The organism is Serratia sp. AR11 (genome assembly GCF_056376275.1).
The window spans coordinates 426,471-450,942 of record NZ_CM150739.1; the positions used below are offsets into that span (position 1 = coordinate 426,471).

The 24,472-nt window shown below is 57.0% G+C and carries 29 protein-coding genes; 10 read left to right on the forward strand and 19 right to left on the reverse strand.

Annotated features, from left to right (window positions below; genetic code table 11):
* Window positions 1-18: 18 nt before the first annotated feature.
* Window positions 19-1,032, reverse strand: a complete 1,014-nt coding sequence (locus ACSOSI_RS01995) for a luciferase-like monooxygenase (protein ID WP_026142166.1) — start codon at window positions 1,030-1,032, stop codon at window positions 19-21.
* Between the two features lie 224 nt (window positions 1,033-1,256).
* Here ACSOSI_RS01995 and ACSOSI_RS02000 point away from each other — a divergent pair, with 224 nt between their 5' ends.
* From ACSOSI_RS02000 to ACSOSI_RS02015, 4 genes are all read left to right on the forward strand, one after another.
* The gene (locus ACSOSI_RS02000) at window positions 1,257-2,228 is read left to right on the forward strand and encodes an HlyD family secretion protein (RefSeq protein WP_017891385.1); all 972 of its coding nucleotides are present in this window, start codon (window positions 1,257-1,259) and stop codon (window positions 2,226-2,228) included.
* Entirely contained in the window at window positions 2,210-3,364 is a 1,155-nt protein-coding gene (locus ACSOSI_RS02005; protein WP_476706449.1) for an ABC transporter permease, read from the forward strand. The genes ACSOSI_RS02000 and ACSOSI_RS02005 overlap by 19 nt, the downstream gene beginning before the upstream one ends.
* Window positions 3,361-4,500 carry an ABC transporter permease gene (locus ACSOSI_RS02010; protein WP_012004959.1) on the forward strand — a complete coding sequence of 380 codons (1,140 nt, stop codon included), beginning with the start codon at window positions 3,361-3,363 and terminating at the stop codon, window positions 4,498-4,500. Before ACSOSI_RS02005 ends, ACSOSI_RS02010 begins: the two co-directional genes overlap by 4 nt.
* A gap of 101 nt (window positions 4,501-4,601) precedes the next feature.
* Window positions 4,602-5,723, forward strand: coding sequence for a ribosomal protein uL16 3-hydroxylase (locus tag ACSOSI_RS02015; RefSeq protein WP_476706450.1), 1,122 nt, complete (start codon window positions 4,602-4,604; stop codon window positions 5,721-5,723).
* Window positions 5,724-5,809: 86 nt separating this feature from the next.
* On the opposite strand, the gene ACSOSI_RS02020 is transcribed toward ACSOSI_RS02015, so the two are convergent.
* Window positions 5,810-6,688 (reverse strand): U32 family peptidase, encoded by an 879-nt coding sequence (locus ACSOSI_RS02020; protein WP_476706451.1) that lies wholly within the window; start codon window positions 6,686-6,688, stop codon window positions 5,810-5,812.
* A gap of 11 nt (window positions 6,689-6,699) precedes the next feature.
* Window positions 6,700-7,695: a ubiquinone anaerobic biosynthesis protein UbiU gene (gene ubiU / locus ACSOSI_RS02025; protein WP_261092220.1), complete on the reverse strand. Its 996-nt coding sequence runs from the start codon at window positions 7,693-7,695 to the stop codon at window positions 6,700-6,702.
* Between the two features lie 221 nt (window positions 7,696-7,916).
* On the opposite strand from ubiU, the gene ubiT reads away from it, so the two are divergent.
* A complete protein-coding gene (gene ubiT / locus ACSOSI_RS02030; protein WP_012004963.1) occupies window positions 7,917-8,438 on the forward strand; it encodes a ubiquinone anaerobic biosynthesis accessory factor UbiT in 522 nt (173 codons plus the stop codon).
* Complete coding sequence (locus ACSOSI_RS02035) at window positions 8,432-8,935, forward strand: GNAT family N-acetyltransferase (protein ID WP_112363013.1); 504 nt, start codon at window positions 8,432-8,434, stop codon at window positions 8,933-8,935. The genes ubiT and ACSOSI_RS02035 overlap by 7 nt, the downstream gene beginning before the upstream one ends.
* Here the strand turns inward: ACSOSI_RS02035 and ACSOSI_RS02040 are convergent.
* The 4 genes from ACSOSI_RS02040 to speFL form a co-directional block, all read right to left on the reverse strand.
* Complete coding sequence (locus tag ACSOSI_RS02040) at window positions 8,922-9,230, reverse strand: GIY-YIG nuclease family protein (RefSeq protein ID WP_026142167.1); 309 nt, start codon at window positions 9,228-9,230, stop codon at window positions 8,922-8,924. The genes ACSOSI_RS02035 and ACSOSI_RS02040 overlap by 14 nt on opposite strands.
* A 91-nt stretch (window positions 9,231-9,321) precedes the next feature.
* Window positions 9,322-10,638 carry a putrescine-ornithine antiporter gene (gene potE / locus ACSOSI_RS02045; protein ID WP_017891391.1) on the reverse strand — a complete coding sequence of 439 codons (1,317 nt, stop codon included), beginning with the start codon at window positions 10,636-10,638 and terminating at the stop codon, window positions 9,322-9,324.
* A gap of 63 nt (window positions 10,639-10,701) precedes the next feature.
* Complete coding sequence (speF, locus tag ACSOSI_RS02050; protein ID WP_017891392.1) at window positions 10,702-12,864, reverse strand: ornithine decarboxylase SpeF; 2,163 nt, start codon at window positions 12,862-12,864, stop codon at window positions 10,702-10,704.
* A 277-nt stretch (window positions 12,865-13,141) separates the two neighbouring features.
* Window positions 13,142-13,246, reverse strand: coding sequence for a leader peptide SpeFL (gene speFL, locus ACSOSI_RS02055; protein ID WP_112363015.1), 105 nt, complete (start codon window positions 13,244-13,246; stop codon window positions 13,142-13,144).
* 431 nt (window positions 13,247-13,677) lie between these two features.
* On the opposite strand from speFL, the gene ACSOSI_RS02060 reads away from it, so the two are divergent.
* Window positions 13,678-14,112 carry a YhbP family protein gene (locus tag ACSOSI_RS02060; protein WP_476706452.1) on the forward strand — a complete coding sequence of 145 codons (435 nt, stop codon included), beginning with the start codon at window positions 13,678-13,680 and terminating at the stop codon, window positions 14,110-14,112.
* A gap of 46 nt (window positions 14,113-14,158) precedes the next feature.
* Window positions 14,159-14,797 (forward strand): NAD(P)H-binding protein, encoded by a 639-nt coding sequence (locus ACSOSI_RS02065; protein ID WP_476706453.1) that lies wholly within the window; start codon window positions 14,159-14,161, stop codon window positions 14,795-14,797.
* Here ACSOSI_RS02065 and phnP read toward each other — a convergent pair.
* From phnP to phnF, 11 genes are read right to left on the reverse strand one after another with little or no spacing between them, the layout of a single operon-like run.
* Window positions 14,748-15,530: a phosphonate metabolism protein PhnP gene (phnP, locus tag ACSOSI_RS02070; protein WP_476706454.1), complete on the reverse strand. Its 783-nt coding sequence runs from the start codon at window positions 15,528-15,530 to the stop codon at window positions 14,748-14,750. The two genes, ACSOSI_RS02065 and phnP, sit on opposite strands and share 50 nt — an antisense overlap.
* A 14-nt stretch (window positions 15,531-15,544) precedes the next feature.
* The gene (locus ACSOSI_RS02075; protein ID WP_012004971.1) at window positions 15,545-16,147 is read right to left on the reverse strand and encodes a DapH/DapD/GlmU-related protein; all 603 of its coding nucleotides are present in this window, start codon (window positions 16,145-16,147) and stop codon (window positions 15,545-15,547) included.
* Window positions 16,144-16,713 carry a ribose 1,5-bisphosphokinase gene (gene phnN / locus ACSOSI_RS02080; protein WP_012004972.1) on the reverse strand — a complete coding sequence of 190 codons (570 nt, stop codon included), beginning with the start codon at window positions 16,711-16,713 and terminating at the stop codon, window positions 16,144-16,146. Before phnN ends, ACSOSI_RS02075 begins: the two co-directional genes overlap by 4 nt.
* Entirely contained in the window at window positions 16,713-17,849 is a 1,137-nt protein-coding gene (gene phnM, locus ACSOSI_RS02085; RefSeq protein ID WP_012004973.1) for an alpha-D-ribose 1-methylphosphonate 5-triphosphate diphosphatase, read from the reverse strand. Before phnM ends, phnN begins: the two co-directional genes overlap by 1 nt.
* Entirely contained in the window at window positions 17,849-18,553 is a 705-nt protein-coding gene (gene phnL, locus ACSOSI_RS02090) for a phosphonate C-P lyase system protein PhnL (RefSeq protein ID WP_012004974.1), read from the reverse strand. Before phnL ends, phnM begins: the two co-directional genes overlap by 1 nt.
* Window positions 18,554-18,569: 16 nt before the next feature.
* Window positions 18,570-19,358 carry a phosphonate C-P lyase system protein PhnK gene (gene phnK / locus ACSOSI_RS02095; RefSeq protein ID WP_085119509.1) on the reverse strand — a complete coding sequence of 263 codons (789 nt, stop codon included), beginning with the start codon at window positions 19,356-19,358 and terminating at the stop codon, window positions 18,570-18,572.
* Window positions 19,358-20,218 (reverse strand): alpha-D-ribose 1-methylphosphonate 5-phosphate C-P-lyase PhnJ, encoded by an 861-nt coding sequence (locus tag ACSOSI_RS02100; protein WP_476706455.1) that lies wholly within the window; start codon window positions 20,216-20,218, stop codon window positions 19,358-19,360. Before ACSOSI_RS02100 ends, phnK begins: the two co-directional genes overlap by 1 nt.
* The gene (locus ACSOSI_RS02105; RefSeq protein ID WP_476706456.1) at window positions 20,211-21,296 is read right to left on the reverse strand and encodes a carbon-phosphorus lyase complex subunit; all 1,086 of its coding nucleotides are present in this window, start codon (window positions 21,294-21,296) and stop codon (window positions 20,211-20,213) included. The genes ACSOSI_RS02100 and ACSOSI_RS02105 overlap by 8 nt, the downstream gene beginning before the upstream one ends.
* Entirely contained in the window at window positions 21,296-21,877 is a 582-nt protein-coding gene (phnH, locus tag ACSOSI_RS02110) for a phosphonate C-P lyase system protein PhnH (RefSeq protein WP_012004978.1), read from the reverse strand. Before phnH ends, ACSOSI_RS02105 begins: the two co-directional genes overlap by 1 nt.
* Window positions 21,878-21,880: 3 nt before the next feature.
* Window positions 21,881-22,324 carry a phosphonate C-P lyase system protein PhnG gene (gene phnG / locus ACSOSI_RS02115; protein WP_012004979.1) on the reverse strand — a complete coding sequence of 148 codons (444 nt, stop codon included), beginning with the start codon at window positions 22,322-22,324 and terminating at the stop codon, window positions 21,881-21,883.
* Window positions 22,325-23,050, reverse strand: a complete 726-nt coding sequence (phnF, locus tag ACSOSI_RS02120; RefSeq protein WP_026142168.1) for a phosphonate metabolism transcriptional regulator PhnF — start codon at window positions 23,048-23,050, stop codon at window positions 22,325-22,327.
* Window positions 23,051-23,394: 344 nt separating this feature from the next.
* On the opposite strand from phnF, the gene ACSOSI_RS02125 reads away from it, so the two are divergent.
* Both ACSOSI_RS02125 and ACSOSI_RS02130 read left to right on the forward strand, forming a co-directional pair.
* A complete protein-coding gene (locus ACSOSI_RS02125; RefSeq protein ID WP_115183381.1) occupies window positions 23,395-23,682 on the forward strand; it encodes a type II toxin-antitoxin system RelB/DinJ family antitoxin in 288 nt (95 codons plus the stop codon).
* Between the two features lie 8 nt (window positions 23,683-23,690).
* Window positions 23,691-23,969, forward strand: a complete 279-nt coding sequence (locus tag ACSOSI_RS02130) for a type II toxin-antitoxin system RelE/ParE family toxin (RefSeq protein WP_115183380.1) — start codon at window positions 23,691-23,693, stop codon at window positions 23,967-23,969.
* 2 nt (window positions 23,970-23,971) lie between these two features.
* Here the strand turns inward: ACSOSI_RS02130 and nrdG are convergent, their stop codons facing one another.
* Window positions 23,972-24,436, reverse strand: a complete 465-nt coding sequence (nrdG, locus tag ACSOSI_RS02135; RefSeq protein ID WP_012004982.1) for an anaerobic ribonucleoside-triphosphate reductase-activating protein — start codon at window positions 24,434-24,436, stop codon at window positions 23,972-23,974.
* Between the last annotated feature and the right edge of the window lie 36 nt (window positions 24,437-24,472).

A 24,472-nucleotide genomic window follows, 5' to 3' on the forward strand; every position in this document is an offset into this window, starting at 1 on the left:
TAAAGGCGCCCAAATAGTTTATCCCTTCACCAAATCGCCTTTCACCCCGGCGACAATTTCAAACGAATGTAAGCGCGCCTGATGGTCAAAGATCTGGCCGTTAACCATGATTTCATCCGCACCGGTTTCGCTGAGCAGCGTCTGCAGCCCATTACGCACGGTAGTTTCATTGCCAATGACAGACATGCGCAGCGCCTGATCGACGCCATATTGTTCTCCGGCGGTCCACAGCGCGTGGATATTGTCCACCGGTGCCGGCAGTGGGCCCGGCGAGCCGCGGCGCAGATTGATAAACTGCTGCTGCATCGAGGTAAACAGGAAACGTGCATCGGCATCGCTGTCGGCGGCCACCACGTTGACGCATACCATGGCGTGTGGCCGTTGGCATTGCTCGGAAGGCTTGAAGTTGTCGCGGTACAGGTTAAATGCCTGGAACAGCATCTCTGGCGCAAAGTGGGAAGCGAAGGCAAACGGCAGGCCAAGCTGTGCCGCCAACTGGGCGCTGTACAGGCTGGAGCCCAACAGCCAGATCGGCACGTGTAACCCCTGGCCGGGTACTGCCTGCACCGGCTGGCCCGCTTGTACCTCACCAAAGTAATGTTGCAGTTCCTGCACGTCGCGCGGGAAGTTATCCACTTCACCGGACAGATGACGACGCAACGCCATCATGGTGCGTTGGTCGGTGCCGGGCGCGCGGCCCAGACCCAGATCGATACGTCCCGGGTACAGCGATTCCAGCGTACCGAACTGCTCGGCAATCACCAGCGGTGCATGGTTGGGCAGCATCACGCCACCGGAGCCGAGGCGGATACTCTGGGTACCGGCGGCCAGATAGCCCAGCAAAACCGAGGTTGCCGCACTGCCAATGCCGGTCATATTGTGATGTTCTGCCAACCAATAGCGTTGATAGCCCCATTTTTCGGCATGTTGTGCTAAATCTAAAGAGGCGTGAAAGGCATCACGGGGTTTGGCCCCTTGCGGAATGGGGGATAAATCCAGTACCGAAACCGGCACCGTAGTTTTTTCAGTCATGATATCGTCCATCAAAGAGTTGATCGCTTAAAGGGCGATTGCAGAGGTCTGCAAACTACAAAGCAAAATGTGCTTTTAGTGTTAAAAGCATAATCCAATTTATAGTTATAAAAGAGGATATATGTGCTTGCTATATCCTTATGATAAAAATGGTTTTTGGGAGTTGATATAAAATATGGACGTGATGATTCCACCCGCCGCTTATCGCTCAGGGAGCTGAGAGAATGAAAAAAAAGACGTTGTTTACCTTATTGTTGATGGTGGTGGCGATCGCCATGGCGATCTTGTTCCGGGCACATAATCAGGATTTGTTATTGCAGGGGGAAGTGGACGCGCCAGAGGTGATCGTGGCCTCCAAGGCCAAGGGACGGGTGGTTGAACGCCTGGTTGAGCGTGGTGACGACGTGAAAGCCCAACAGGTGATGATCCAGCTCGATAGCCCGGAACTGATGGCCCAGCTGCGTTCCGCCCAGGCGTCGCGCGATGAAGCCAAAGCGCAGCTCGACCAATCTCTGCACGGCACGCGTGAAGAAAGCATCCGTAATCTGCGTGCCAACCTGGCGCAGGCCGAGGCGCAATATCGCAACGCGCAGAACGACTACAACCGTAACCTGAGCGTTTCCGGCAAAGGTTATATTTCGAAGTCCGAGCTGGACAGCTCACGCCGGGCGCGTGACACCGCATTCCAACAGGTGCAGGCGGCCAAGGCCAACCTGGACGAAGGCACGAATGGCGACCGTATCGAACTGCGGCAACAGTACGCCGCAGCGCTGCGGGCAGCGGAAGAAAACCTGCTGCAAGTGAAGGCTCAGACTGACGACCTGCGGGTTTTAGCCCCGGTGGCCGGCGAAGTCGGGCCGATCCCGGCGGAGGTCGGGGAATTGTTGAATGCCGGCAGCCCGTTGCTGACGCTGATCCGCGTTCCGGATGCCTACTTCGTCTTTAACCTGCGTGAAGACATTCTGGCTCATGTGCGTAAGGGCGATAAGGTGCAGATGCGGGTACCGGCGTTGAAGGACAAAATGATCGAAGCGGAGGTGCGCTATATTGCGCCGCTGGGCGATTACGCCACCAAACGCGCCACTCGTGCTACCGGTGACTTCGACCTGAAAACCTTTGAAGTGCGGCTGTATCCGTCACAGCCGGTGGAAGGCCTGCGTCCAGGGATGAGCAGCTTATGGTTATGGAAAGAGTAAGGGCCGGTTGGCGCTGCTTCAGTCACGCGTTTGACAACGAGTGCCGCGTCGCCTTCCGCAGCCCGGTAATACACTGGCTGAGCTGGATTTTCCCGCTGATGCTGTTTGGTCTGGTCAGCAGCAACTTTTCGGAAGGGACCTTGCTGGATCTGCCGGTGTCAGTGGTGGATAACGATCACAGCTCGTTGTCCAAGTCGCTGACGCGCCGACTGGATGCCGGTTCTCATGCTCACGTAGAGCTATATGACGGCGGGCTGAATGAATCGCTGTATCGTCTGCGTAGTGCGCAGGATTACGCGTTGTTGTACGTCCCGCCGGACTTTGAAGCCAATGCGCTGGCGGGCAAGCAGCCGAGCGTGGTGATGTATTACAACGCATTGTTCTATGGTGCCGGGCTGTATTCTACTCAGGATTTCAGCGGGCTGATGACCGAAATCAATGCCGGCTACCGCAGCATTATCGCCGCGGAGATGGGCAAGACGCTGCCGCCGTTGGCGGACGTGACGCTGTCGTACGGCAGTCTATTCAACGCCAGCGGCAGTTATATTTATTACCAGCAGTTTGCCGCGACTATCCATTTGCTGCAGCTATTTGTGGTGACCTGCATGATCTACGTGTTGGCGCGCAGCAAATCGCTGTTGAAGGCCCGGCCATTCAGCCTGGCACTGCTGGGTAAATTGGCGCCATACACCCTGTGTTTCACCAGCCTGCTGATGGTTGAAATTGCCGCGCTGGTGGGTATTTTTGACGCCCGCGTCAGCGGCAATCCGCTGTTCATGTTGATGATAGCCTTCTTTTACGTGATGGCGGCGCAGAGCATCGGCCTGCTGCTGTTTACCTTTACCAGCAGCATTATCACCGCCTACAGCCTGATTGCCATCCTGGTCAGTATTGCGCTGACCTTCTCGGGTATGGCGGTACCGGAACTGTCGATGCCGTTGCCGGCGCGAATCATCTCCAATATTGAACCCTTAACTCACGCGCTGTACGCGATGTTTGACGTGTTCCTGCGGCAGGTTCCGGCCAGTGCCATCTTCAGCGTTTGTGCATTACTGTCCGTCTACCCGTTGGTGACGGCATTCCTGGTGCGTAACCGGCTGTTGCCGCGGCTGCTGAAGGAAGGGGGCGCGGGATGAAAATCTACTGGCAAACCTTCGTCCGGGTGCTGCTTGGCATGCTGGAGAGGCCGATGTGGTTGATGCTGATCCTGTCGCTGTGCGTCATGAGCATGGTCTATGCCAACCGGACGGTGTGGGATCTGCCGGTCGGCGTGATTGATCAGGACCACAGCACCGCCAGCCGCCAATTGATTCGCCAACTGGACGCGACCTCGAAGATTGCCATCGTGACTTACGATAGCCTCGAGCAGGCAAAAAGTGACCTCGGTTGGCGTAAACTGTTCGCGGTGATCATCATGCCGGTGGATCTGGAGAAGAAGATCCTGAGCGGCCAAAATATCGTGGTACCGGTCTATGGCGATGCTACCAACCGGCTAGCCAACGGCCAGATCCAGCAGGACGTGGTTGCGGCCTATCAGCAACTGCTGAACCAGTACAACAACGGCTTACTGCTGCGCAGCGGTTTCAGCGAACGCCAGGCGCAGGTGATCCTGACGCCCATACGAGGGCAAACGCTGGACGTGTTCAACCCGGGCATCAGCTTTGCAGCGATCATCTTCCCTGGCCTGCTGGTGATGCTGTTACAGCACTCGTTATTGATTGCCTGCGTTCGCGTCAGCATTGCCATGAAGAGCATCCCCGGCGGCAAGCCCCCGTTGGCGGCCCATTTGGGCGGGCTGACGGCGCTGCTACCGATCTGGCTATTCCTGTCTATCGTGCTGTTTGTACTGTGGCCGTGGGTCTTGGGCTATCGTCAGACGGCGAGTATTGCAGAAATTTTGTTGCTGACCTTCCCGTTCCTGTTGGCGGTACTGGGGCTGGGCAAGCTGGTCACCGAATGCCTGCGCAGCGTAGAAATGATCTACCTGACGCTGGCGTTTATCACCACGCCGATATTCTACCTCTCCGGTACCATCTGGCCGCTGCAGGCGATGCCGGCCTGGGTGCGGGCGATTTCCTACTGTATCCCCTCCACCTGGGCTACCAAGGCCATTGCCGGGGTTAACCAAATGGGCCTGTCGCTCAATGAAGTCTGGGGCGACGTGGTGATGTTGCTGGTGTTGGGGATTATTTACACCCTGCTGGGGGTCGGGGTGGGTTTCATGCGTAACAGCGTGGCGCTGCGTAGCCTGCTCCGCAAACGGGCAAGTTAATTCCGGGGGCCTGAAGCCATGTTTCCTTGACCCTTAACAAGGTGTGCAGGCCCGCGCTCTCGCATAATCACGCCCGTGGATCCTCTTACTGGTGTGATTATATGGCTTACCAACTGAACCTGAACTGGCCCGAGTTTTTAGAGAAATACTGGCAGAAAAAACCTGTGGTTTTGAAAAATGCCTTCCCGAACTTTGTTGACCCTATCACGCCAGACGAACTGGCGGGTCTGGCGATGGAGCCGGAAGTTGACAGCCGTCTGGTCAGCCAGACAGGGGGGCAATGGCAGGCCAGCCACGGTCCGTTTGAACATTTCGATGATCTCGGCGAAACCGGCTGGTCCTTGCTGGCGCAGGCCGTTAACCATTGGCATGCGCCCTCAGCCGAGCTGGTGCGCCCGTTTTGCGTTTTGCCGGACTGGCGTCTGGATGACCTGATGATCTCCTTCTCGGTGCCGGGCGGCGGTGTGGGGCCGCACATCGACAACTACGATGTGTTCATCATTCAGGGGATGGGCAGCCGTCGCTGGCGTGTAGGCGATGCCTTACCGATGCGTCAGTTCTGCCCGCATCCGGCGCTGCTGCACGTTGATCCGTTCGAGCCGATCATTGATGAAGATCTGGAGCCGGGAGACATCCTGTACATCCCGCCAGGTTTCCCGCATGACGGCTTCACCCACGAAACTGCGCTCAACTATTCAGTGGGTTTCCGTGGGCCAAACGACCGCGACCTGATCAGCAGCTTTGCCGACTACGCACTGGAAAACGATCTGGGTGGCGTGCACTACAGCGATCCTGATTTAACCCTGCGTGAGCATCCGGGGCGGGTAGAGGAATATGAGCTTGAGCGCCTGCGCACAATGATGGTCGAAATGATCAGCAAGCCGGAAGACTTTAAGCAGTGGTTTGGCCGTTTTGCCACCACGCCTCGTCATGAGCTGGATATCGCCATGGCGGAGCCGCCGTATGAGGCGCAAGAGGTACTGAGTGCGCTGATGGACGGTGAAACCCTGACCCGTTTGAGCGGCTTGCGTGTGCTGCACATCGGCGACAGCTTCTTTATCAACAGCGAGCGTCTGGACACCGTTGACGCACGCGCGGCCGATGCTCTGTGTCGTTATACCGAGCTGGGCCGGCAGGAACTGGGCGATGCGCTGCAAAACCCGGCGTTTGTGGCTGAGCTGACGGAGCTGATGAACCAGGGCTACTGGTTCTTCAAAGAGTAGTTGCCGCTGCCTGCTTAATGGCCGGGTGGCATTACGCTTACCCGGCTTGCAAGCATTCCGTTGCCTGCCTGTGGCAGGCCGTCTGATTAGGGCACCAACTCCAGTCCGGCAACCCGCCGCCAGTAACCGTTGCAATCGGCCCGATCGGTGAGGGTTAACGGCTGTGTGCCTTGCTCATTGGCGCGGAAGCGCTCGACCAGCGCCAGTGTCTCTGTGCCCTGTGGCGAAAGACGCACAATGTCCACCAACCCCTGCATACCGGTCAACTCGTTGCCCAGGTTGTAGCAGTACCCGCTCATGGTCTGGATGCCGTTCAGCACAAACACCTGCTGCTGTTCTTGCGAACGCATCACTCGTCCCTGCGGGTATTTGATGCAGCAGGTTTCGCATTCATCCTTGGCACGGTCTTCCGAACGTGCGGTGAAGCAGCGCGCCGAATAGGCCAGCGGCAGGTGACCGTAGCTCAAGATTTCCACCTCAAACTGCCGGCGGAAACCCAGTTCGTCGCACTGTTCCAGCAGTTTGGTCAGCCAGTCGCGGGAAAGCTCGACCGGCATGCACCAACGCATCATGCCCTGGCGGTGCAGCAGGCGCAGGGTGTAGGCGTTGTAGCAGTTCAATGCATGACCGGCAACAAACGGCAGGCTGCGCTCGGCCGCCATGTTCACGGTGCCCAGATCGTTGGCTTCAATCAGGAATTCCCCGTTTTCCACATAGCGCTTCAGTTCGTTCAGTTCGGACGGTGCCTGCAGCAGTGCCAGGGTAGAGAGCACCACCTGTTTGCCGCTGCGGGCAATTTCTTGCGCCAGCGCCAGCCAGTCGCCGACCTTCATCTCACGCCGCTTGGTGCAGACGCTTTCACCGAGGTAAATAATCTCCGCGCTGCTGCTTACCGCCTGGCGGTAGAACTCTTCGAGCTCGGTTTTCGGCCAATAATACTGCACCGGGCCTAATGCGTATTTCATGTTTCCTCCTGCTACTGCCATTTACGGTGATAAGCACCGAGCGTGGTTTGAGTGCCTTCAGACACCGCACCCAGGGCTTCCATCCAGCCGGCGTCGGCCTGATAGGCGGCCGGGTCGGCCTGGCAGCGGTCGATGGCCTGGCGCCAGACGCGGGCCACCTGGCTCACGTAGGCCGGGCTGCGTTGACGACCTTCAATCTTCACCGACGCGATATTGGCAGCCAGCAGTTCCGGCAGCAGCTCCAGCGTATTGAGGCTGGTGGGTTCTTCCAGCGCGTGATAGCGCACGTCATCGACCAGATAGCGGCCCTTGCACAGCGTTGGGTAGCCGGCATTTTCATCGTCGCGATAACGGTCGATCAGCACACCATTCAGGCGTGACTCCATGCCCTGCGCCGTTTGCTGCCAGCGCACGTAGCGCGCCGGTGAGCAGGCCCCGACGGTATTGGGAGACTCGCCGGTCAGATAAGATGAAAGGTAGCAGCGTCCCTCGGCCATGATGCACAGGCTGCCGAAGGCGAAGACCTCCAGCGGCACCGGGCTGGTACGTGCCAACTGCTTGACCTGATGCATCGACAACACGCGCGGCAACACTACCCGGCTGACATCAAAATGGCGCTGATAGAAACGGATCGCTTCTTCGTTGGTGGCGGACGCCTGCACCGAGACGTGGCGCTCCAACTGCGGGTAACGTTCGGCGGCGTATTCCAGCATCGCCAAATCGGCCAGGATCAGCACATCGGCGCCCAACTGCGCCGCCATATCTACCGCGCGCTGCCAGCGGACATAGCCGTCAGGGTGGGCGAAGGTGTTGATGGCGATATGCAGTTTGCGGTTATGACGATGCACATACTCGACCGCTTCCTGCAGCTTTTTCTCGGTAAAGTTGAGGCCGGCAAAGTGGCGGGCGTTGGTATCATCTTTCAGGCCGATATACACGGCGTCGGCACCGTTATCTACCGCAGCCTTCAGGGCCGGCAGATTACCGGCGGGACAAAGCAGCTCCATAGATTTATCCTGACTCCAAGGGTTGCCGGTGACTCTTTCACCGGCAAACGCTAATCGGGAGGCAATTTTAGTGAAAGCGTACTTAACAGGTTTTGATTTGAGGCAGCTTCTGGCGTATTGATAAAGCTGGCGGTGAAATGCACTATTTGTTGATATAGAGCGCGGCAGCCGTGTATCGCTGTGGCAAAATAGCGTATCTGTGTTGAAAGGAGTGAACGACAGTGTTGGAACAATTAAGAGCGCGCATTGTGCGCCAGGGGCCGTCGTTGCTGCGTGTACCGCTAAAATTCACGCCGTTTGCCTTGCAGCGTCAGCTTCTGGAACAGGTACTGGGCTGGCAATTTCGTCAGGCGCTGGCAGATGGCGATCTGGAATTTCTCGAATCGCGCTGGTTGAAGATCGAAATTCGCGATCTGGCGCTACACTGGTTTATGACGGTAGAAAACGACAAACTGGTTGTCAGCCAACACGCCGAAGCTGATGTCAGCTTCAGCGGCGACGCCAACGATCTGATTCTGATCGCAGCGCGTAAGCAAGATCCCGATACGCTGTTCTTTCAGCGTCGGCTGCAGATTGAAGGGGACACCGAATTGGGCCTGTATGTAAAAAATCTGATGGACGCCATCGAGCTGGAAGCCATGCCTGCGCCGTTGCGCATTGGCCTGCTGCAACTGGCCGAATTTGTGGAAGCAGGGCTGCAGGAGGGCACGGTGCAAACTTCCCGTGTGCCGGCAACATGTTAATCCGCGTGGAAATTCCGGTAGATGCGGCAGGCATTGATGCCCTGCTGCGTCGCGCCTTTGGGCGAGATGATGAAGCCGATCTGGTGCAGCAACTGCGCGAAGACGGCCTGCTGACGCTGGGCATTGTCGCCACCGACGACGAAGGCGGCGTAGTGGGTTATGCCGCGTTCAGCCCGGTGGACGTGGCCGGTGAGGATCGTCAATGGGTCGGTCTGGCACCGCTGGCGGTGGACGAAAGTCTGCGTCGTCAGGGGCTGGGCGAAAAGCTGATATACGAAGGGCTGGATGCGTTGAACGAGTTCAGCTATGCCGCGGTAGTGGTGCTGGGTGAACCGGCTTACTACGGGCGCTTTGGCTTTAAACCGGCCGCTGCCTATGGTCTGCAGTGCCGCTGGCCAGAAACCGAGGCCGCGTTCCAGGTTTACCCACTGGCGGAAGATGCCTTGGTTGATGTTGGCGGGGCGGTGGAATACTCCGAGCCGTTTAACCGGCTTTAACCTCAACGTCCGGCAGTAAATAATCCAACGAAAGAGGCGGGTGACTCACCAGCCTCTCTTTTTGCGTTTTGCTCAGTTGCTTGACCCGATATTCCAGTCTCAGCGCTTTTGAGCGATCCCCCGCCTGACAGTGAAACGCCAGCACCAGTTGGCCTTTACCCCGTAGTGCCTTGGCCCCTTTGCCCGCCTGATGCTGCGCCAGCCGCCGCGTTACGTCGGTAGTAATGCCGGTATACAGCATACCGCTGGGCATGCGCAGCATGTAGAGATGCCAGGTTGGGAGTATTTCCGTCATGAATAAGCAGCAACGTTGGTGGCCAGGGATGGAATATGATGGCATGTTCCCCGTCGTAATCCCATCCCCGGCCGCCTATGGCTTATCACCGTTAGCCTTTTTTCCCCGCCATTTCGAAACGCGGTGAAACCATACCGTACAGCGTCCAACCGAGGAAGGTGGCGATGGCGCCCCACATCATCGCTTCCTCACCGGAACTGTAGAGGGCATAGAAACTGTACAGTGCGCCAATGCCGGCAATGATGTTGGCAATTCGCGCTTTTTTCTCCGGTACTTTCGCCACTTTCTGAATAATGATCAGCGCCGCCATCGACAGAATGTAAGGGATGATATTGGTCACCACCGCCAGATTCACCAGCACATTGAACTGTTTATTCAGCGACGGGCTGATGGTCATCAAAGACAGCACGCTCTGGATCATGACTATGGTCAGCATGCCTTTGACCGGTGCGTCGGCCTTGCTGAGTTTGGAGAAGATTTTCGGGAAGAAGCCGCTGTCGGCAGAGGATTTGAACACCTGGGCGATGGTGAACTGCCAGCCCAGCAGTGAGCCGACGCAGGACATGATCATCAGGGCCATAATGATCTTGCCGACCGTTGGGTTGAACATGTGGGAAAACGCCAGCCCAAATGGCGCGGTTGAGTTGGCCAGGTCCATATTCGGCACGATACCGGCAATGACGTTGGTTGAAACGATATAGATGACTGCCGCGCTGAGGGTACCGCCGAGTACGGCGATCGGCACGTTACGCTCCGGGTTTTCCACCACGTCGGTATTGGCGCAGGCGGACTCCAGGCCCAGAAATGCCCACAGCGTCATGGAGATAGAAGCGCCAATGGCTTCAAAGGTCGGTACCGAGTGCGGGTTCCAGGCGGCAATATAGGCGCTGCCGCTGAACCAGTGCCAGCCGATGATCGAGATCCCCACCACCGGGATAATCACGCCCCAGACGGTGATGCCGCTGATTTTCCCGGTCAGGCGTGCCCCGCCGAAGTTGGCGACGGTAGCCAGCCATAGTACGCCAATGGTGGCGATACAGATCCCCAGCGGCGACAGGTTGGCACCAAACAGCTCGGTGCCGTAACCAACGGCGGAAATGGCGATGGCGATATTGGCGATCAGCAACGACACCCCATAGGTGTAGTTCGCCATGAAATTGCCCGATTTACCGAAAGCATATTCCGCATATCCGCCCATACCGCCGGATTTGCGGCTGAACATGCCGCATTTGGCGAAGGCGTAGGCCAGCGCCATCGAGCCCACGGCGGTAACCAGCCAGGAGACAATAGAAATAGTACCCACTTCGGCCAGCTTGGTGGGCAGCATAATTATGCCGGAGCCCATCATGTTTACCGCAGTAAGGATCGTTAGCTGCACGACCCCCATTTTATTATTGGACTTACTCATGATCATTCTCTCTTTTATAATGCGATCCGGGCGGTGAATAAAATTCACCGCCTTGTAAGGTGATTAATTTTTCATTACGTAACCGTAAGCACGGTTCCAGCCATCTTCATCCTGCTGGATATACACGCCCTGTAATTCCGGTGCGAAGCCGGGCAATAAATTGATGCCTTCTTCCAATGCCAGGAAATAACGCTGTGCAGCCCCGCCCCAAACTTCCCCTGGGACAACGCACAATACGCCTGGGGGATAAGGCAAGGCACCTTCGGCGGCAATTCTGCCTTCGGCTTTCGCCAGAGAGACCAATTCCACATTACCGCGGACAAATTCGGTGTTGGCGTCTTGTGGATTCATTGCCACACGAGGGAAATAACTCTTCCTGAACATTTCTTTCTGCAGTTCTTTAACGTCGTAGCTGACATAAAGGTCGTGCATTTCCTGGCAGAGTTGGCGCAGGGTATAATTTTCATAGCGCTGCTGATTGTTTTTATAAACCGCAGGCAAGACTTCACTAATTAAAGAATCTTGCTCAATATGTTTTTCAAAGCGGGCAATCAGCGCCACCAAATGCTGCATCTTGGCGATGTCTTCTGCCGGAGTCAGCAGGAACAGGATCGAATTGAGGTCGCATTTCTCCGGTACTATGCCGTTTTCACGCAGATAGTTAGCCAGAATGGTCGCCGGAATACCGAAATCGCTGTAGTTACCGCTTGCCGTATCAATGCCAGGCGTGGTGAGCAGCAGTTTGCACGGGTCGACAAAATACTGCGATTGGGCATAGCCTTCAAAGGCATGCCATTTTTCACCGGGAATGAAGTTGAAGAAGCGCAAATCGTTGGACATCGTCTCGGTATCATAAGACTGCCAGGCTTTACCGTCGATTTGGTCCGGCACAAAGGGCTTGATTAAGCTGCAGGTCTCCAGCAGCATCTTGCGCGCCTCAATGCCTACGCGAACGCATTCTTTCCACAGACGTCGGCCGCTTTTGCCCTCATGCATTTTGGCGTTAACGTCCAGTGCGGCGAACAGCGGGTAAAACGGGCTGGTGGAAGCGTGCAGCATAAAGGCATTGTTAAAGCGTTTGTGGTTGCAATAGCGATCTTGTCCCTTGATGTGCTTGTCTTTCTTGTGGATTTGCGAGGTCTGCGAGAAGCCGGCCTGCTGCTTGTGGACGGACTGAGTCACAATGATCCCCGGGTCGTTTTCATTGAGCTCGAGCAGTAAAGGTGAGCAGTCTTTCATCATTGGAATGAATTGCTCATAGCCGACCCAGGCCGAGTCGAACAGGATGTAATCGCACAGATGACCAATTTTATCGACCACCTGACGGGCGTTATAAATGGTGCCGTCATAGGTGCCCAACTGAATGATCGCCAGGCGGAAAGGTCTGGCTTCATTGGCGCGCTCCGGCGCGACCTCGCGGATCTGCTGGCGTAAGTAGCGTTCTTCAAAGCAGTGCGCGTCAATGCCGCCGATAAAGCCAAACGGGTTGCGGGCGGTTTCCAGATACACCGGTGTTGCCCCCGCCTGGATCAGCGCGCCATGATGATTGGATTTATGGTTATTACGGTCGAACAGCACCAGGTCACCGCGCGTCAGCAGGGCGTTGGTTGCCACCTTGTTTGAGGCGGAGGTGCCGTTAAGAACGAAATAGGTTTTATCGGCGTTAAACACTTTGGCGGCATGCTGCTGCGCCGCGCAGGGGGCGCCTTCATGGATCAACAAATCACCCAGTTTGACGTCCGCGTTGCACATATCGGAACGGAAAAGGGTCTCGCCAAAGAAGTCAAAGAACTGACGCCCGGCCGGATGCTTACGGAAGAATTCGCCCCCCTGATGCCCAGGGCATGCAAAGGTGGCGTTACCCATTTCGACATACTGGGTCAGCGTATTAAAGAAAGGTGGCAGCAGTTCGCTTTCATATTTTACTGCCGCAGCTTCCAACTGCTTGCCATAGAACTGGGTGTTCTTGCCACAGAGTTCAAATACGCCATGCAGGGCAGGCAGTATGGCGTTGTCCAGCTCTTCTTCGCAGCAAACCGCCACGAATAACGGGATATTCAGGCCGATCTCTTCGAGGTGAGCCACCATACCTTGCGTGACATCCTCCACCGACAATACGATGGCGGCAATATCATTAAAATCACTCTGGTGTACATCGACAACTTCGCGAGTGGTTTCGAAGCAACTTAATGTTTTGCTATTAGCGGCAATTTTTAATTTATTCATTTTAATCATTCTTCAGGCAAAGGCATCCCGCCGGCAGGTTAATAACCCTGTCGCTAATGCCCTCACTAAAATAAAGGCGTGAGAAGAGCGCAGTCATGCTTAATCGCAGGCCTGAGTTCATTCGGATTTTTGTTTTATGTCGTGTGTACTATAAACAGTAATTTACTTCTGTTATTTCACGGAAAAATAAAATAGAAATCCGTCCTGACATATCAGGAAAAATAGTTCAGACGTAATAGTGACAGGCTGTTTTTAGTAACAACGAGAGAGGTGAGGGTTATCTGAAGTTAAAGAAGGCAAAGCTAAAGCAGCTACGATGAGCCATCATCATAATATGGGTTGTGCGTCTTATATGCGCCATTTTTCGATTGTTGTTTTCCATTTCTAATCCACCTTATGGAGTGAAAAGATGGCGTTATTTTAACGTGCTGCAGAGTTAAATATGTGATGCCAGTCACGTAATGTGGGTTATTGATAAATAACTATTCACTTGTTATGCAGAGATGTGCATAAAAATGAATAATGGTGCTTTTTAGATATGTAAAGGGTTTGATAAAAAACCAGCGAATTGAGCGCTGAATTTTATCTGCGTAGGGCCGGTAACAAAAAAAAGCATTTAAATTGCTCGCATAATACCCAGATAAATCTAATTTGTTTTTTATATGTTATAAGGATATTTATTCACTATTTGAATATAAATGCACCATGTGTGATTGGTTAATCATCTGCGTAAAGTGGTGGCATTATCGTTATTTGTGACCGTCCTCAACAACGCAGGTAAGATGACGCGAGCAAAGGGAAGGAGAATCGACGTTGAACACGACTGAAGAGCAGCAACAAATTGCGCATTTCCTCAGCAAACAGCATGTGCTGACACTGTGCGCCGGCAATGGTATGGACATGTGGTGTGCCAACTGTTTTTACGTCTTTGATGCCGGGCAGATGGCGCTGTGGCTAATGACCGATACCGATACCCGCCACGGCGAATTGATGCTGCAAAATAGCCGGGTGGTCGGCACCATAGCGCCAAAGCCGAAGACCATCGCGTTGATCCGCGGTGTGCAGTATCGCGCCGAAGCGGTGATGCTGAGCGGTGACGAGGAGCGGCTTGCACGTGCACGCTACTGCAAGCGTTTCCCAATAGCCAAAGTGATGAAAGCACCGGTATGGCAACTGAGTTTGCAAGAAGTGAAAATGACCGACAACACCCTCGGCTTCGGCACGAAACTGCATTGGACGCGGACCTGACGCAATAAACTATACTTTTCATAGAGATCATTCGGCGGGAGGGTATATGGCACGGGTATTTATGGTAGGGGCTACCGGGTTGGTGGGGCGCGAACTGTTGCACCTGCTGCAGGCCGATCCGCAGGTCACGGCGATCGTGGCGCCAACGCGTAAGCCGCTGCCGGCGCATGAAAAATTGGATAACCCGGTGGGTGATGACCTGTTCGCGCTGCTGACAAAGCAGGAGCAGCCGGTCGACATAGTATTCTGTTGCCTGGGTACCACGCGGCGTGAGGCGGGCAGCGATGCCAATTTCCATTACGTCGATTACACCCTGGTGGTGGAAAGCGCGCTGACCGGTCGGCGATTAGGTGCGCAGCACTGTCTGGCGGTCAGTGCGCTGGGTGCCAGCACGCGTTCGACCTTCCTTTACAACCGTACCAAGGGGGAAACGGAACAGGCGCTGCGTGAGCAGAACTGGCCGCGCCTGACGCTGGTGCGGCCATCGATGCTGTTGGGCGAGCGCTCCTCGCCACGTTTGCTGGAGCGCCTGAGTGCGCCGTTGTTTAAATTGCTGCCCGGAAAATGGCGCGGGGTTGCCGCCAAAGACGTGGCGCAGACTCTGTTGGAGCAGGCGTTCAGCCCTGGTCAGGGTGTTAAGGTGCTGGAATCCGATCGGCTGCATTGCTACCACAGTGCACGCTGAGATTATCGAACGCCAGCTCCAGACCCGGAGGCAGTTCGTTGTCCATCAGCCACAGATCGAGATGATGGCTGATGTGTGTCAGCAGGGTGCGGCCGGGTTGTAAGCGTTGTTGGGTTTCCCGTGCGCGGGTCAGATCGTTGTGATTGCGCGGAGCCTGCGGCTGAGGCGGCAGGCTGCAGTCGAGCACCATTAAATCCAATGTTACTGCACGCAGAAAAGCCTCGGTATCCGGCGGAAAACCGACGGTATCGGTCAGATAGGCCAGCGATTTACCCGCGACCTGGATCAAATAACCCAGAGTGAGTTTCGAATGTTGCAGCGGCAGCGGGGTGATGTGCAGCCCGCCCAGTTCAACCGTTTCGAAGGGGGTAAACGGCGGCTGAAACGCCAAAATACCCGGGTGTTTGAACAAATCGTCGCAGCCCTGTTCATCGGCCGGGCCATACACCGGAATAAAATTTCCGCACCCCCAGCGCAAAGGAAATAACCCCTGTACATGATCCATGTGGTAATGTGTCAGTAAAAAACGTTGAATTTCCCCCGCCGAAAAACGCCGCTCCAACGACGGCAATCCCGCATCCAGCAAGGTCGTTTCCCCCTGAAATTTAAGCATCGCACTGCAAGGTCTGCGCCGGAATGCCGGTTCGCGCCGCGCCCGCTGACAGACCAGACAATCACAGCCGAACACCGGGATCTGCTGGGCACCGCCGGTGCCGAGAAACGTCAGTTGCATCTGGTCACTCCCGATTATAAATACTTCTCCGCAAAGGCATGGATATCACGGAAATCCGCCAGCCGTTGTTGCAACGTCTGATGATCCCAATGCCACCACTGGCTGCGTTCAATACGTTCAATCAGTGCGTCGTCAAAACGCATACCGATCTTTTTGGCCGCCACCCCGGCGACGATTTCATAAGGGGCCACATCCTTGGTCACCACCGCCGCGCTGCCGATTACCGCGCCGTTGCCAATGCTGACGCCGGGCATCACGATGGCGTTATGGCCGATCCACACGTCGTGGCCGATGGTCACGTGGTGTTCACGCCGCCAGTCGAAGAAGGCTTCATCATCTTCCCCCAGGTCGTACTCCGAAGCGCGATAGGTGAAATGGTGCTGGGCGATGCGCTGATAGGTGGGGTGGTTGCCGGGATTGATGCGCGCGTAAGAGGCAATCGACACGAATTTGCCGATGGTGGCGTAAAAAATCTGGTTATGTCCGGCGGTGTAGGAATAGTCGCCCATTTCGACTTCTTCGAGGATCGCATCGTCGGCCAGATGAACATACTGGCCGAGGCGGCTGCGGTTAAGCGTCACATTGTCGCCGATTTTCGGCTGCGCCAAATCATTCATGGCATGGCATCCTGTGGCTGTTTGGCTGAAGCGGGCAGCAGCGCCAGTAGCGCCGCCAGGGTGTCGTCTAGGTTGCCGTCGTTATCCAGTCGGCAGCAAATGGCGGGCAGCTTTTGCTGATATTCCGCCGCCCGAGCCAGCCGCTGTTCTATCTGATCGGCATTTTCGCGCCCGCGGTTTTGCAGCCGTTGGCGCAGAATCCCCGTGCTGACCTGCAGGCACACCGGCAGCAGTTGTGCGCCATAGCGTTGCTGTGCCTGTGCCAGATGGGCACGCGATCCGTTGACCACCACATCGATCCCCTGCAACAGCCACAGATCCACCTCGATGCCAAAGGCGTAATGGTGCTGATGTGCTTGCCAGTCGAGGGCAAACAACCCTTTGGCGCGGCGGCGCAGGAACTCCGGTTCGCTGAGCGCAATATGGTTCTCGCAGCCGGCGTCTGCCGGCCGGGTGATATAGCGGTGTGCCACCAGTGGGGCGCTGTCGACATCGGCGCGCAGTGCGGCCAACAGGCTGTCTTTGCCTGAGCCGGATGGCCCCATCAGATAGATAAGCTGCGCCATCAGAACACCTGCTTGCCCTGGCGCCACACGTTCTGCACGTAAACGTGCTCGCCGTGCGGTCGTACCAACACCAGATCCGCCCGTAAGCCTTCGGCGATGGTGCCGCGATCCTGCAAATCCAGCGCTCTGGCCGGGTTACGGGTGATCATCTGTACCGCCTGCGGCAGGCTGTAGCCGTTGCGCTCATCGGCCGCAATGCGAAACGCCGCATCCAGCAGGCTGGCCGGGTAATAGTCTGAGGACAGGATATCCAGCACGCCCAATGCCGCCAGATGATGGGCTGCCACGTTGCCGGAATGTGAGCCGCCACGCACGATATTCGGCGCGCCCATCAGCACCTGTAATCCTTGTTGGTGCGAAGCAAGAGCGGCATCTTCGGTGGTGGGGAACTCGGCAATCACGCTACCCAGCGCGCAGGACTCGCTGACGTGGGCGGCGGTAGCGTCGTCGTGGCTGGCGAGCGAAATTTTACGCGCCCGGCAATGGGCGGCAATGGCTTCGCGGTTCGGCGTGGCCCAGCGGGCAGAAAGCTTGATCTGCTGCTCTTCATACTCGCTCATCTGCTGGTCGTTGAGGTGATATTTGCCCTGATAATACTCCCGGTATTTTTCGCGTGAGGCGAACTGGCGCTGACCCGGCGAATGGTCCATCAACGACACCAGCGAGACGCCGGGCTTGTCCATCAACTGTTCGAACAGCGGCAGGGTGCTCTCGTTGGGCAGTTCGCAGCGCAGGTGCAGCCGGTGCTCGGCGCGGTTGACCCCGGCGCGCTGGCTGTGGATCACCGCGTCGATCATTTTTTGCAGGTTTTCCAGCCGATGGCCGCCGTCGCGTACGTCGCCAATCGCCACCGCGTCCAGCACGGTGGTGATGCCGTTGGCCACCATCAGTGCATCATGGCTGCTCATGGCAGAATGCGCCGGCCAGTCGACGTTCGGACGTGGGGTGAAAAACTTGTCCAGATTGTCGGTGTGCAGTTCAATCAACCCCGGCAGCAGCCAGCCGCCTTCACCGTTCAATGCCTGCGGCAACTGGCTGGGCGTATCGGCAAAGCTGCGGATCATGCCGTCGCTGACCTCCAGCGATCCTTCGACGGTTTGATCTTCCAGCACCAGTTTCACGTTATTGATGATCATCAGAGGATCTCCAGCGCCTGTGGCGCCTGCATGTCATATAACCGGTCGGCGACCTGCTGGCGGACGCCTTCATCATGGAAAATACCGACGATCGCCGCGCCACGTTGTTTGGCCTGCTCGATCAGTGCGACCACCGCCGCGCTGTTGCGGCTGTCGAGGGAGGCGGTCGGTTCGTCCAGCAACAGGATCGGGTAATCGACGATAAAGCCGCGTGCGATGTTCACCCGCTGTTGTTCACCACCGGAGAAGGTGGAGGGGGCCAACTGCCACAGGCGTTGCGGCACATTGAGCTGATTGAGCAGCGTCTCGGCGCGTTCGCGGCATTCGGCGCGGTTGACACCCTGTTCCAGCAACGGCTGCATCACTACGTCCAGCGCGCTGATACGCGGGATCACCCGCAGAAATTGGCTGACCCAGCCAAGGGTATGGCGGCGTACCGCCAGGATCTGACGCGCTTCGGCCTGCACCATATCCAGCCATTCACCCTGGTGATTAACCCAGATATGGCCGCTATCAGGCAGATAGTTGGCGTACAGTGAGCGTAGCAGAGTGGATTTTCCGCTGCCGGAATGTCCGTGCAGCACCACGCATTCGCCGCTGCTGACCGTCATGTTGGCATCGTGCAGCACCGGCAGTTGCGTGCCGTGCTGCTGGTGGAGCACAAAGGTTTTGCTGAGGTGTTCAACCCGGATTTGAATAGTCATTTATCATTACCTTGCGTTACGACAGCACCGAAGAAACCAGCAGTTGGGTATAAGGATGGTGCGGATCGTCCAGCACCCGGTCGGTCAGGCCGCTTTCCACCACCTCGCCCTGTTTCATCACCAGCAGTCGGTGTGCCAGCAGGCGCGCTACGCCGAGATCGTGGGTGACGATCACCGCCGCCAACTGCATTTCCACCACCAGCGTGCGCAGCAGATCGAGCAGCCGCGCCTGTACCGAAACGTCCAGCCCGCCGGTGGGTTCGTCCATAAACACCAGCTTCGGATGGGTCACCAGATTGCGGGCAATCTGCAACCGCTGTTGCATGCCGCCGGAGAAGGTGGTCGGCAGGTCATCCAGGCGTGATACCGGGATCTCGACGTCCTCCAGCCACTGGCCGGCCTGACGGCGAATGTCGCCGTAGTGACGCTGGCCAATAGCCATCAGGCGTTCACCGATGTTGCCACCGGCAGAAACCTTGGGGCGCAGTCCGTCGAGCGGATGCTGATGCACCACGCCCCAGTCGGTACGCAGCAGGCGGCGGCGATCGCTTTCCGCCATCGCGTACAGGTCGTGCTGTTGCCCGGCCTGCGGGCGGTAAAGGATTTGTCCGTGCTGCGGTGCCAGCCGTGCGGAAATCGACTTCAGCAGCGTGGTTTTGCCGGAGCCGGATTCGCCAACGATGCCCAGCACTTCGCCGGGATAGATATCGAAAGAGACATCGCTAAAGCCCTTGCCCGGTGCGTACAGATGGGTGAGGTTAGTCACCGACAGCAGCGGTGTGGTGCTCAGAGGGGTGGAAGTCATCAGTGCTGCGCCTCTTGCGAAGGTTGCGCCAGCTGCTGCTGGCAGTAATCGGTGTCGGAACAAACGAACATGCGGCTGCCCTGATCGTCGAGCACCACCTCATCGAGATAGCTGTGGCTTGAGCCACACAGGGCACAAGGCTCGTCCCACTGCTGCACGGTGAAAGGATGGTCGTCGAAGTCCAGGCTCTCCACCTTGGTGAACGGCGGCAGGGCGTAGATACGCTTCTCACGCCCGGCCCCAAACAGCTGCAGTGCCGGCATCATGTGCATTTTCGGGTTATCGAATTTCGGGATCGGTGACGGATCCATCACGTAGCGGTCGTTGACCTTCACCGGATAGGCGTAGGTGGTGGCTATATGGCCGTAGCGTGCGATGTCTTCATACAGTTTCACCTGCATCACGCCGTATTCTTCCAGCGCGTGCATTTTGCGGGTCTCGGTTTCACGCGGCTCGATAAAGCGCAGCGGCTCCGGGATCGGCACCTGATAAATCAGGATCTGGTCTTCACGCAGCGCGGTTTCCGGGATGCGGTGCCGGGTCTGGATCAGCGTGGCCTCCGGCGTGCGCTCGGTGGTGGCGACGCCGGCAACGCGCTGGAAGAAGCGACGGATGGAAACCGCATTGGTGGTGTCATCGGCCCCCTGGTCGATCACCTTCAGCACGTCGGCGCGGCCAATCACGCTGGCAGTCAACTGAATGCCGCCGGTGCCCCAACCGTAGGGCATTGGCATCTCACGGCCGCCGAACGGCACCTGATAGCCGGGGATGGCCACCGCCTTCAAAATAGCGCGGCGGATCATGCGTTTGGTCTGTTCGTCCAGATAGCCCAGGTTATAACCGGTTAATACTTCACTCATCGCGGGCCTCCTGACGTTCGCTGAATTCCTGCCGCAGGCGCTTGAGCAATTCCAGTTCGGCCTGGAAATCGACGTAGTGCGGCAATTTGAGGTGGGAAACGAAGCCGGCGGCTTCGACGTTGTCGGCGTGGGCCAGCACGAACTCTTCATCCTGCGCCGGGCTGGCGATGCCTTCTTGGTACTCGGGGCTTTGCAGTGCGCGATCCACCAGCGCCATCGCCATCGCCTTGCGTTCGGCGCGGCCAAACACCAGACCGTAGCCGCGGGTGAAATGCGGCGGCTGGTCGACCGGGTCGATAAAGCCGTTGACCATTTCACATTCGGTAAACAGGATCTCGCCGATATCTACCGCGAAACCCAGCTCTTCAGGCACTATCTCCGCCGAAACATAGCCAGTGCGGATCTCGCCGGCGAACGGGTGGGTACGACCGTAACCACGCTGGGTGGAGTAGCTCAGTGCCAGCAGGAAACCTTCGTCACCGCGTACCAGTTGTTGCAAGCGTGCCGAGCGGGAACAGGGGTAAACCGGCGGATTGCGGGTGATATCATCCGGCGCGCTGCCGTCATCCTGCTCCGCCAGTGCCAGTTGCTGCTGACTGAGCAAGTCGAACACGTGGGCGCAGTTTTCCGGCAGCGGTTCGTCGGCCTGTGGCGCACGCGGCGCTTCGCCTTCGGCCAGCAGGGCAAAATCCAGCAGCCGGTGGGTGTAATCGTAAGTTGGCCCCAGCACCTGGCCACCGGGCAAGTCCTTGTAAACCGCCGAGATACGGCGTTCCAGCCGCATGTTTTCGGTCGCCAACGGCTCACTGACCGCCAGCCGTGGCAGGGTGGTACGGTAGGCGCGCAGCAGGAAAATAGCCTCGACCAGATCGCCGCTCGCCTGCTTGATGGCCAGCGCCGCTAACTGCGGATCGTAGATACCGCCTTCGGTCATTACCCGATCTACCGCCAACCCCAATTGCTGTTCAATCTGCTGGGTGCCGAGCGCGGGTACGCTGTCGTCGCCGCGCCGCAGTTGTTCCTGTAACTGATGGGCGGCCTCAATGGCTTTTTCGCCCCCTTTAACGGCAACGTACATCAGCACACCTCCACATGGGTGGTCCGTGGCAGCGCCAGCAGGCGCTCACCGCAGGTCAGCAGGAAATCCAGCCCCAGCGGGAAACGCTGCGGGCGGTTAATCAGGTAATCCAGCACGGCCTGCGGCAACGACGGCGAGATAACCCGTTGATGTTCAATGCCGGGGCCGGTCAGGCGCAGCGGGGTACCCTGTTCCAGACTGTCGATCTGTACCACCACCGTGGCGCTGAACTCGGGGGAAATCTCACTGCCGTGCGGTAACGCTTGCAAATCAGTGGCCTGCAGTTGCGCATCGAACAGGGCAAAGCACACCTCTTCGCTGTTATTGGCCAGCGGAGCACCGCTATGGAAACGAATGTTTGTTAGCACTTGCTCACTTTCTAGCGCCAGACACAGTTGAATCGGGGTTTCCTGGTCTGCCAGGGTCAGCAGTGCGGCGGTGCTGGCGGCGTTCAGCGCGCCCCAGGCCGGGCTTGCCGGCAGTGTGACGATATAGCCTGGTTCACTTAACGCCTTAAGGATCAGGCGGAAAGCCTGTTGCGATTGTTCGATCGGTTGTGCAAAACCTGTCAGTAGGCTCATCGGTTAATCCCCTCGCACCAGCGTAAAGAAGTCCACCCGGCTGGAGGCTACCGCCCGGGCACGGAGTTGGCGTTGCTCATGCTGCAAGGCCGCCAGTGGCTCAATCAGCTGCTGTTGCAGCAATTCGGCCTGCTCCGGCAGTTGCAAAAGGGCATCCGCCAGCGCACAGAGTTCGGCATGCGCCTTGTCACGTCCGGCGATATAGCTGTAGCCGTAACCGCCGTTTTCCAGTTGCACTACCGCGCGGGTGACGGTCATGTCGCCCAGCACAAAGCGGCGGCCGGTGGCGCCCATGCGGCCCTGTAACTGCGCCAGGCCAATCTCCGGCGCGCGAATGGTTTGGTAGCGCGGGCTGAGGTTCAGCGCCTGCCAGTGGCTGCGCAACTGGTCCGGCTGGCTGTGCGCCAATACCGACATCCAGCGTTGTCTCGGCTGTAAGGCTTGCATTCAGTGCTCCATGGTCAGTTCAATCATGTCGGCGCGTGCCAGGCTGACGGAGTATTCCGCCACGCTGTCACTGCCGGTGCAGACGTTGAGGGTGCGCACGCACAGCAGCGGCGCGTGGGTGGCTATTTCCAGCAACCGGCTCTCTTTAGCCTGCGCGCGGCGTGCGCTGATGCGCGTCTGCTTGCGGGTCAGCGGCTGGTGGATGTTGAGTTCGATAAATTCGTGCAGCGAGCCGCTGTGGAACTGCTGCAACGCCGGCCACCAGTCCAGATCTGGCAGATAATGGTCGATCAGGCTCATCGGCACGCCGTTGACCCGGCGCAGGGTGCGCAGGTGGATCACTGTTTCGCCTTCTTCACGCGACAGTGCACTGGCAACATGCCCATTACACGGGCGTAATACAGCGAGTAAGCGCTCACTGGTGGGGTGGCTGCCCTGCTCGAACAGGTTCTGGCTAAAGCGGGTATTGGCATGCAGCGGATAGTCATAGGGGCGCATCAGCACCAAAATGCCGATGCCGTGTCGACGTTGCAGCCAGCCGCGATCCACCAATTGGTCAACCGCGCGGCGCAGGGTATGGCGATTAACCTGATAGCGCTCTGCCAGCTGTTGTTCGGAGGGCAGATAGTCACCGCAGCGGTATTGGGTACGCAGCTCTTGCTCTAGCTGCGCGGCGATTTGCTGGTAGCGGGTAGGAAAACTGGTCGGATGTCTAGATAAGTCCATCATAATAAAAACCTCGGCGTGCCGAATACCCATTCACAGGATGCTGATGGTTGGCGTTGCATGATGTGTACCCTTTGGTGAAGTTGGCGTTATTCTGCCGGGGTTAAATGACAATCTGGTTACGTGTTAGTGGCGAACAGATGAACTATTTGGGACAGGCTGATGATGCACTCGGGGCGGCGGCGCGCTGGTGGCACTGTGCGGGATAGTCACTGGCGTGGTGGGAATGGGGCTGGTGTAAATTGTTTAATAAATAGTCTTTCATTCATTTCGTGTTGTCACAAACGTGCTAACATTGGCAACTTGTCAGTTGTGAATTATTGAGCGAATGCAGGAGTCTCAAGATGGAAAGTCGTATCCAGTTTCGCATTGAAGATGAGACTAAACGTTTGGCGCAGAAAACGGCAGAAGCCAAGGGGATCACGCTAAGTGAGGCGTGTCGACGTTTGACTGAACAAATGGCGGATGAGCAACGGGCTGTTGAACAGCATGAGAATTGGCTGAAAGAAAAGGTTGATGCCGCCTTTGCCCGTTTACATGAAGGAAGTGCGGTCTATCTTAGCCAGCGGCAGGTTGAAGAAAGCATGGATGCCTTTAAGGCAAAAGTCCGGGCGAAATACGACCAAAAATAGGGATCGTTATGCGTGTCGAATGGGATGATGAAGCGTTACGGGACAGGGAACGTATTTTTGATTTTCTCTATCCCTTTAATCCACAGGCTGCTGAGCAGGCTGATTCCGAGATAAATAAGGCAGTGAAGCGCCTGTTGACTTACCCTGAACTCGGTAAGATTTGGTACGGACAGGCGCGTAAATTATTGATCAGTCAAGCTTCACTATTAGTTTTATACGTTGTTGTTGGCGATGTAATTAAGGTTTTAGCCGTTGCTCATCAACGAGAGAAATTCCCTGACTTATAGAGTCAACGCAGCTTATGCACCACCTGATTGGCGCTGCCGCGCCAGATCAGCGCCGGGTCTTTTAAATCCTGCACAAACTTGCCGTCAATCAGCACGTTAATCCGATCCACAACCTGCATTTGCTGGGCATCCAGCTCTGCCAGCCGGTAGCCGGTCCACAGCCAGATATCCTTGCCGGGGCACTCGGCATGCACTCTTTTCACCAATTGCAGCACCGCCGCGACATTGGCCGGGTGCAGCGGATCGCCGCCGGACAGCGACAGGCCCTGGCGCGGAATACGCGTGTCGTTCAGATCGGCAATCAACTGGTCTTCCATCGCCTGGGTAAAGAGTTGCCCGGAGTTAAGCCGCCAGGTGCTTTTGTTGTAGCAGCCGGGGCACTGGTGTACGCAACCGGCGACAAACAGCGTGCAGCGGGTACCAGGGCCGTTGACCACGTCGATGGGATAATACTGGTGGTAGTTCATATTTCGCTTTCTGATGGTAGGGGCTCAGCATGCTGA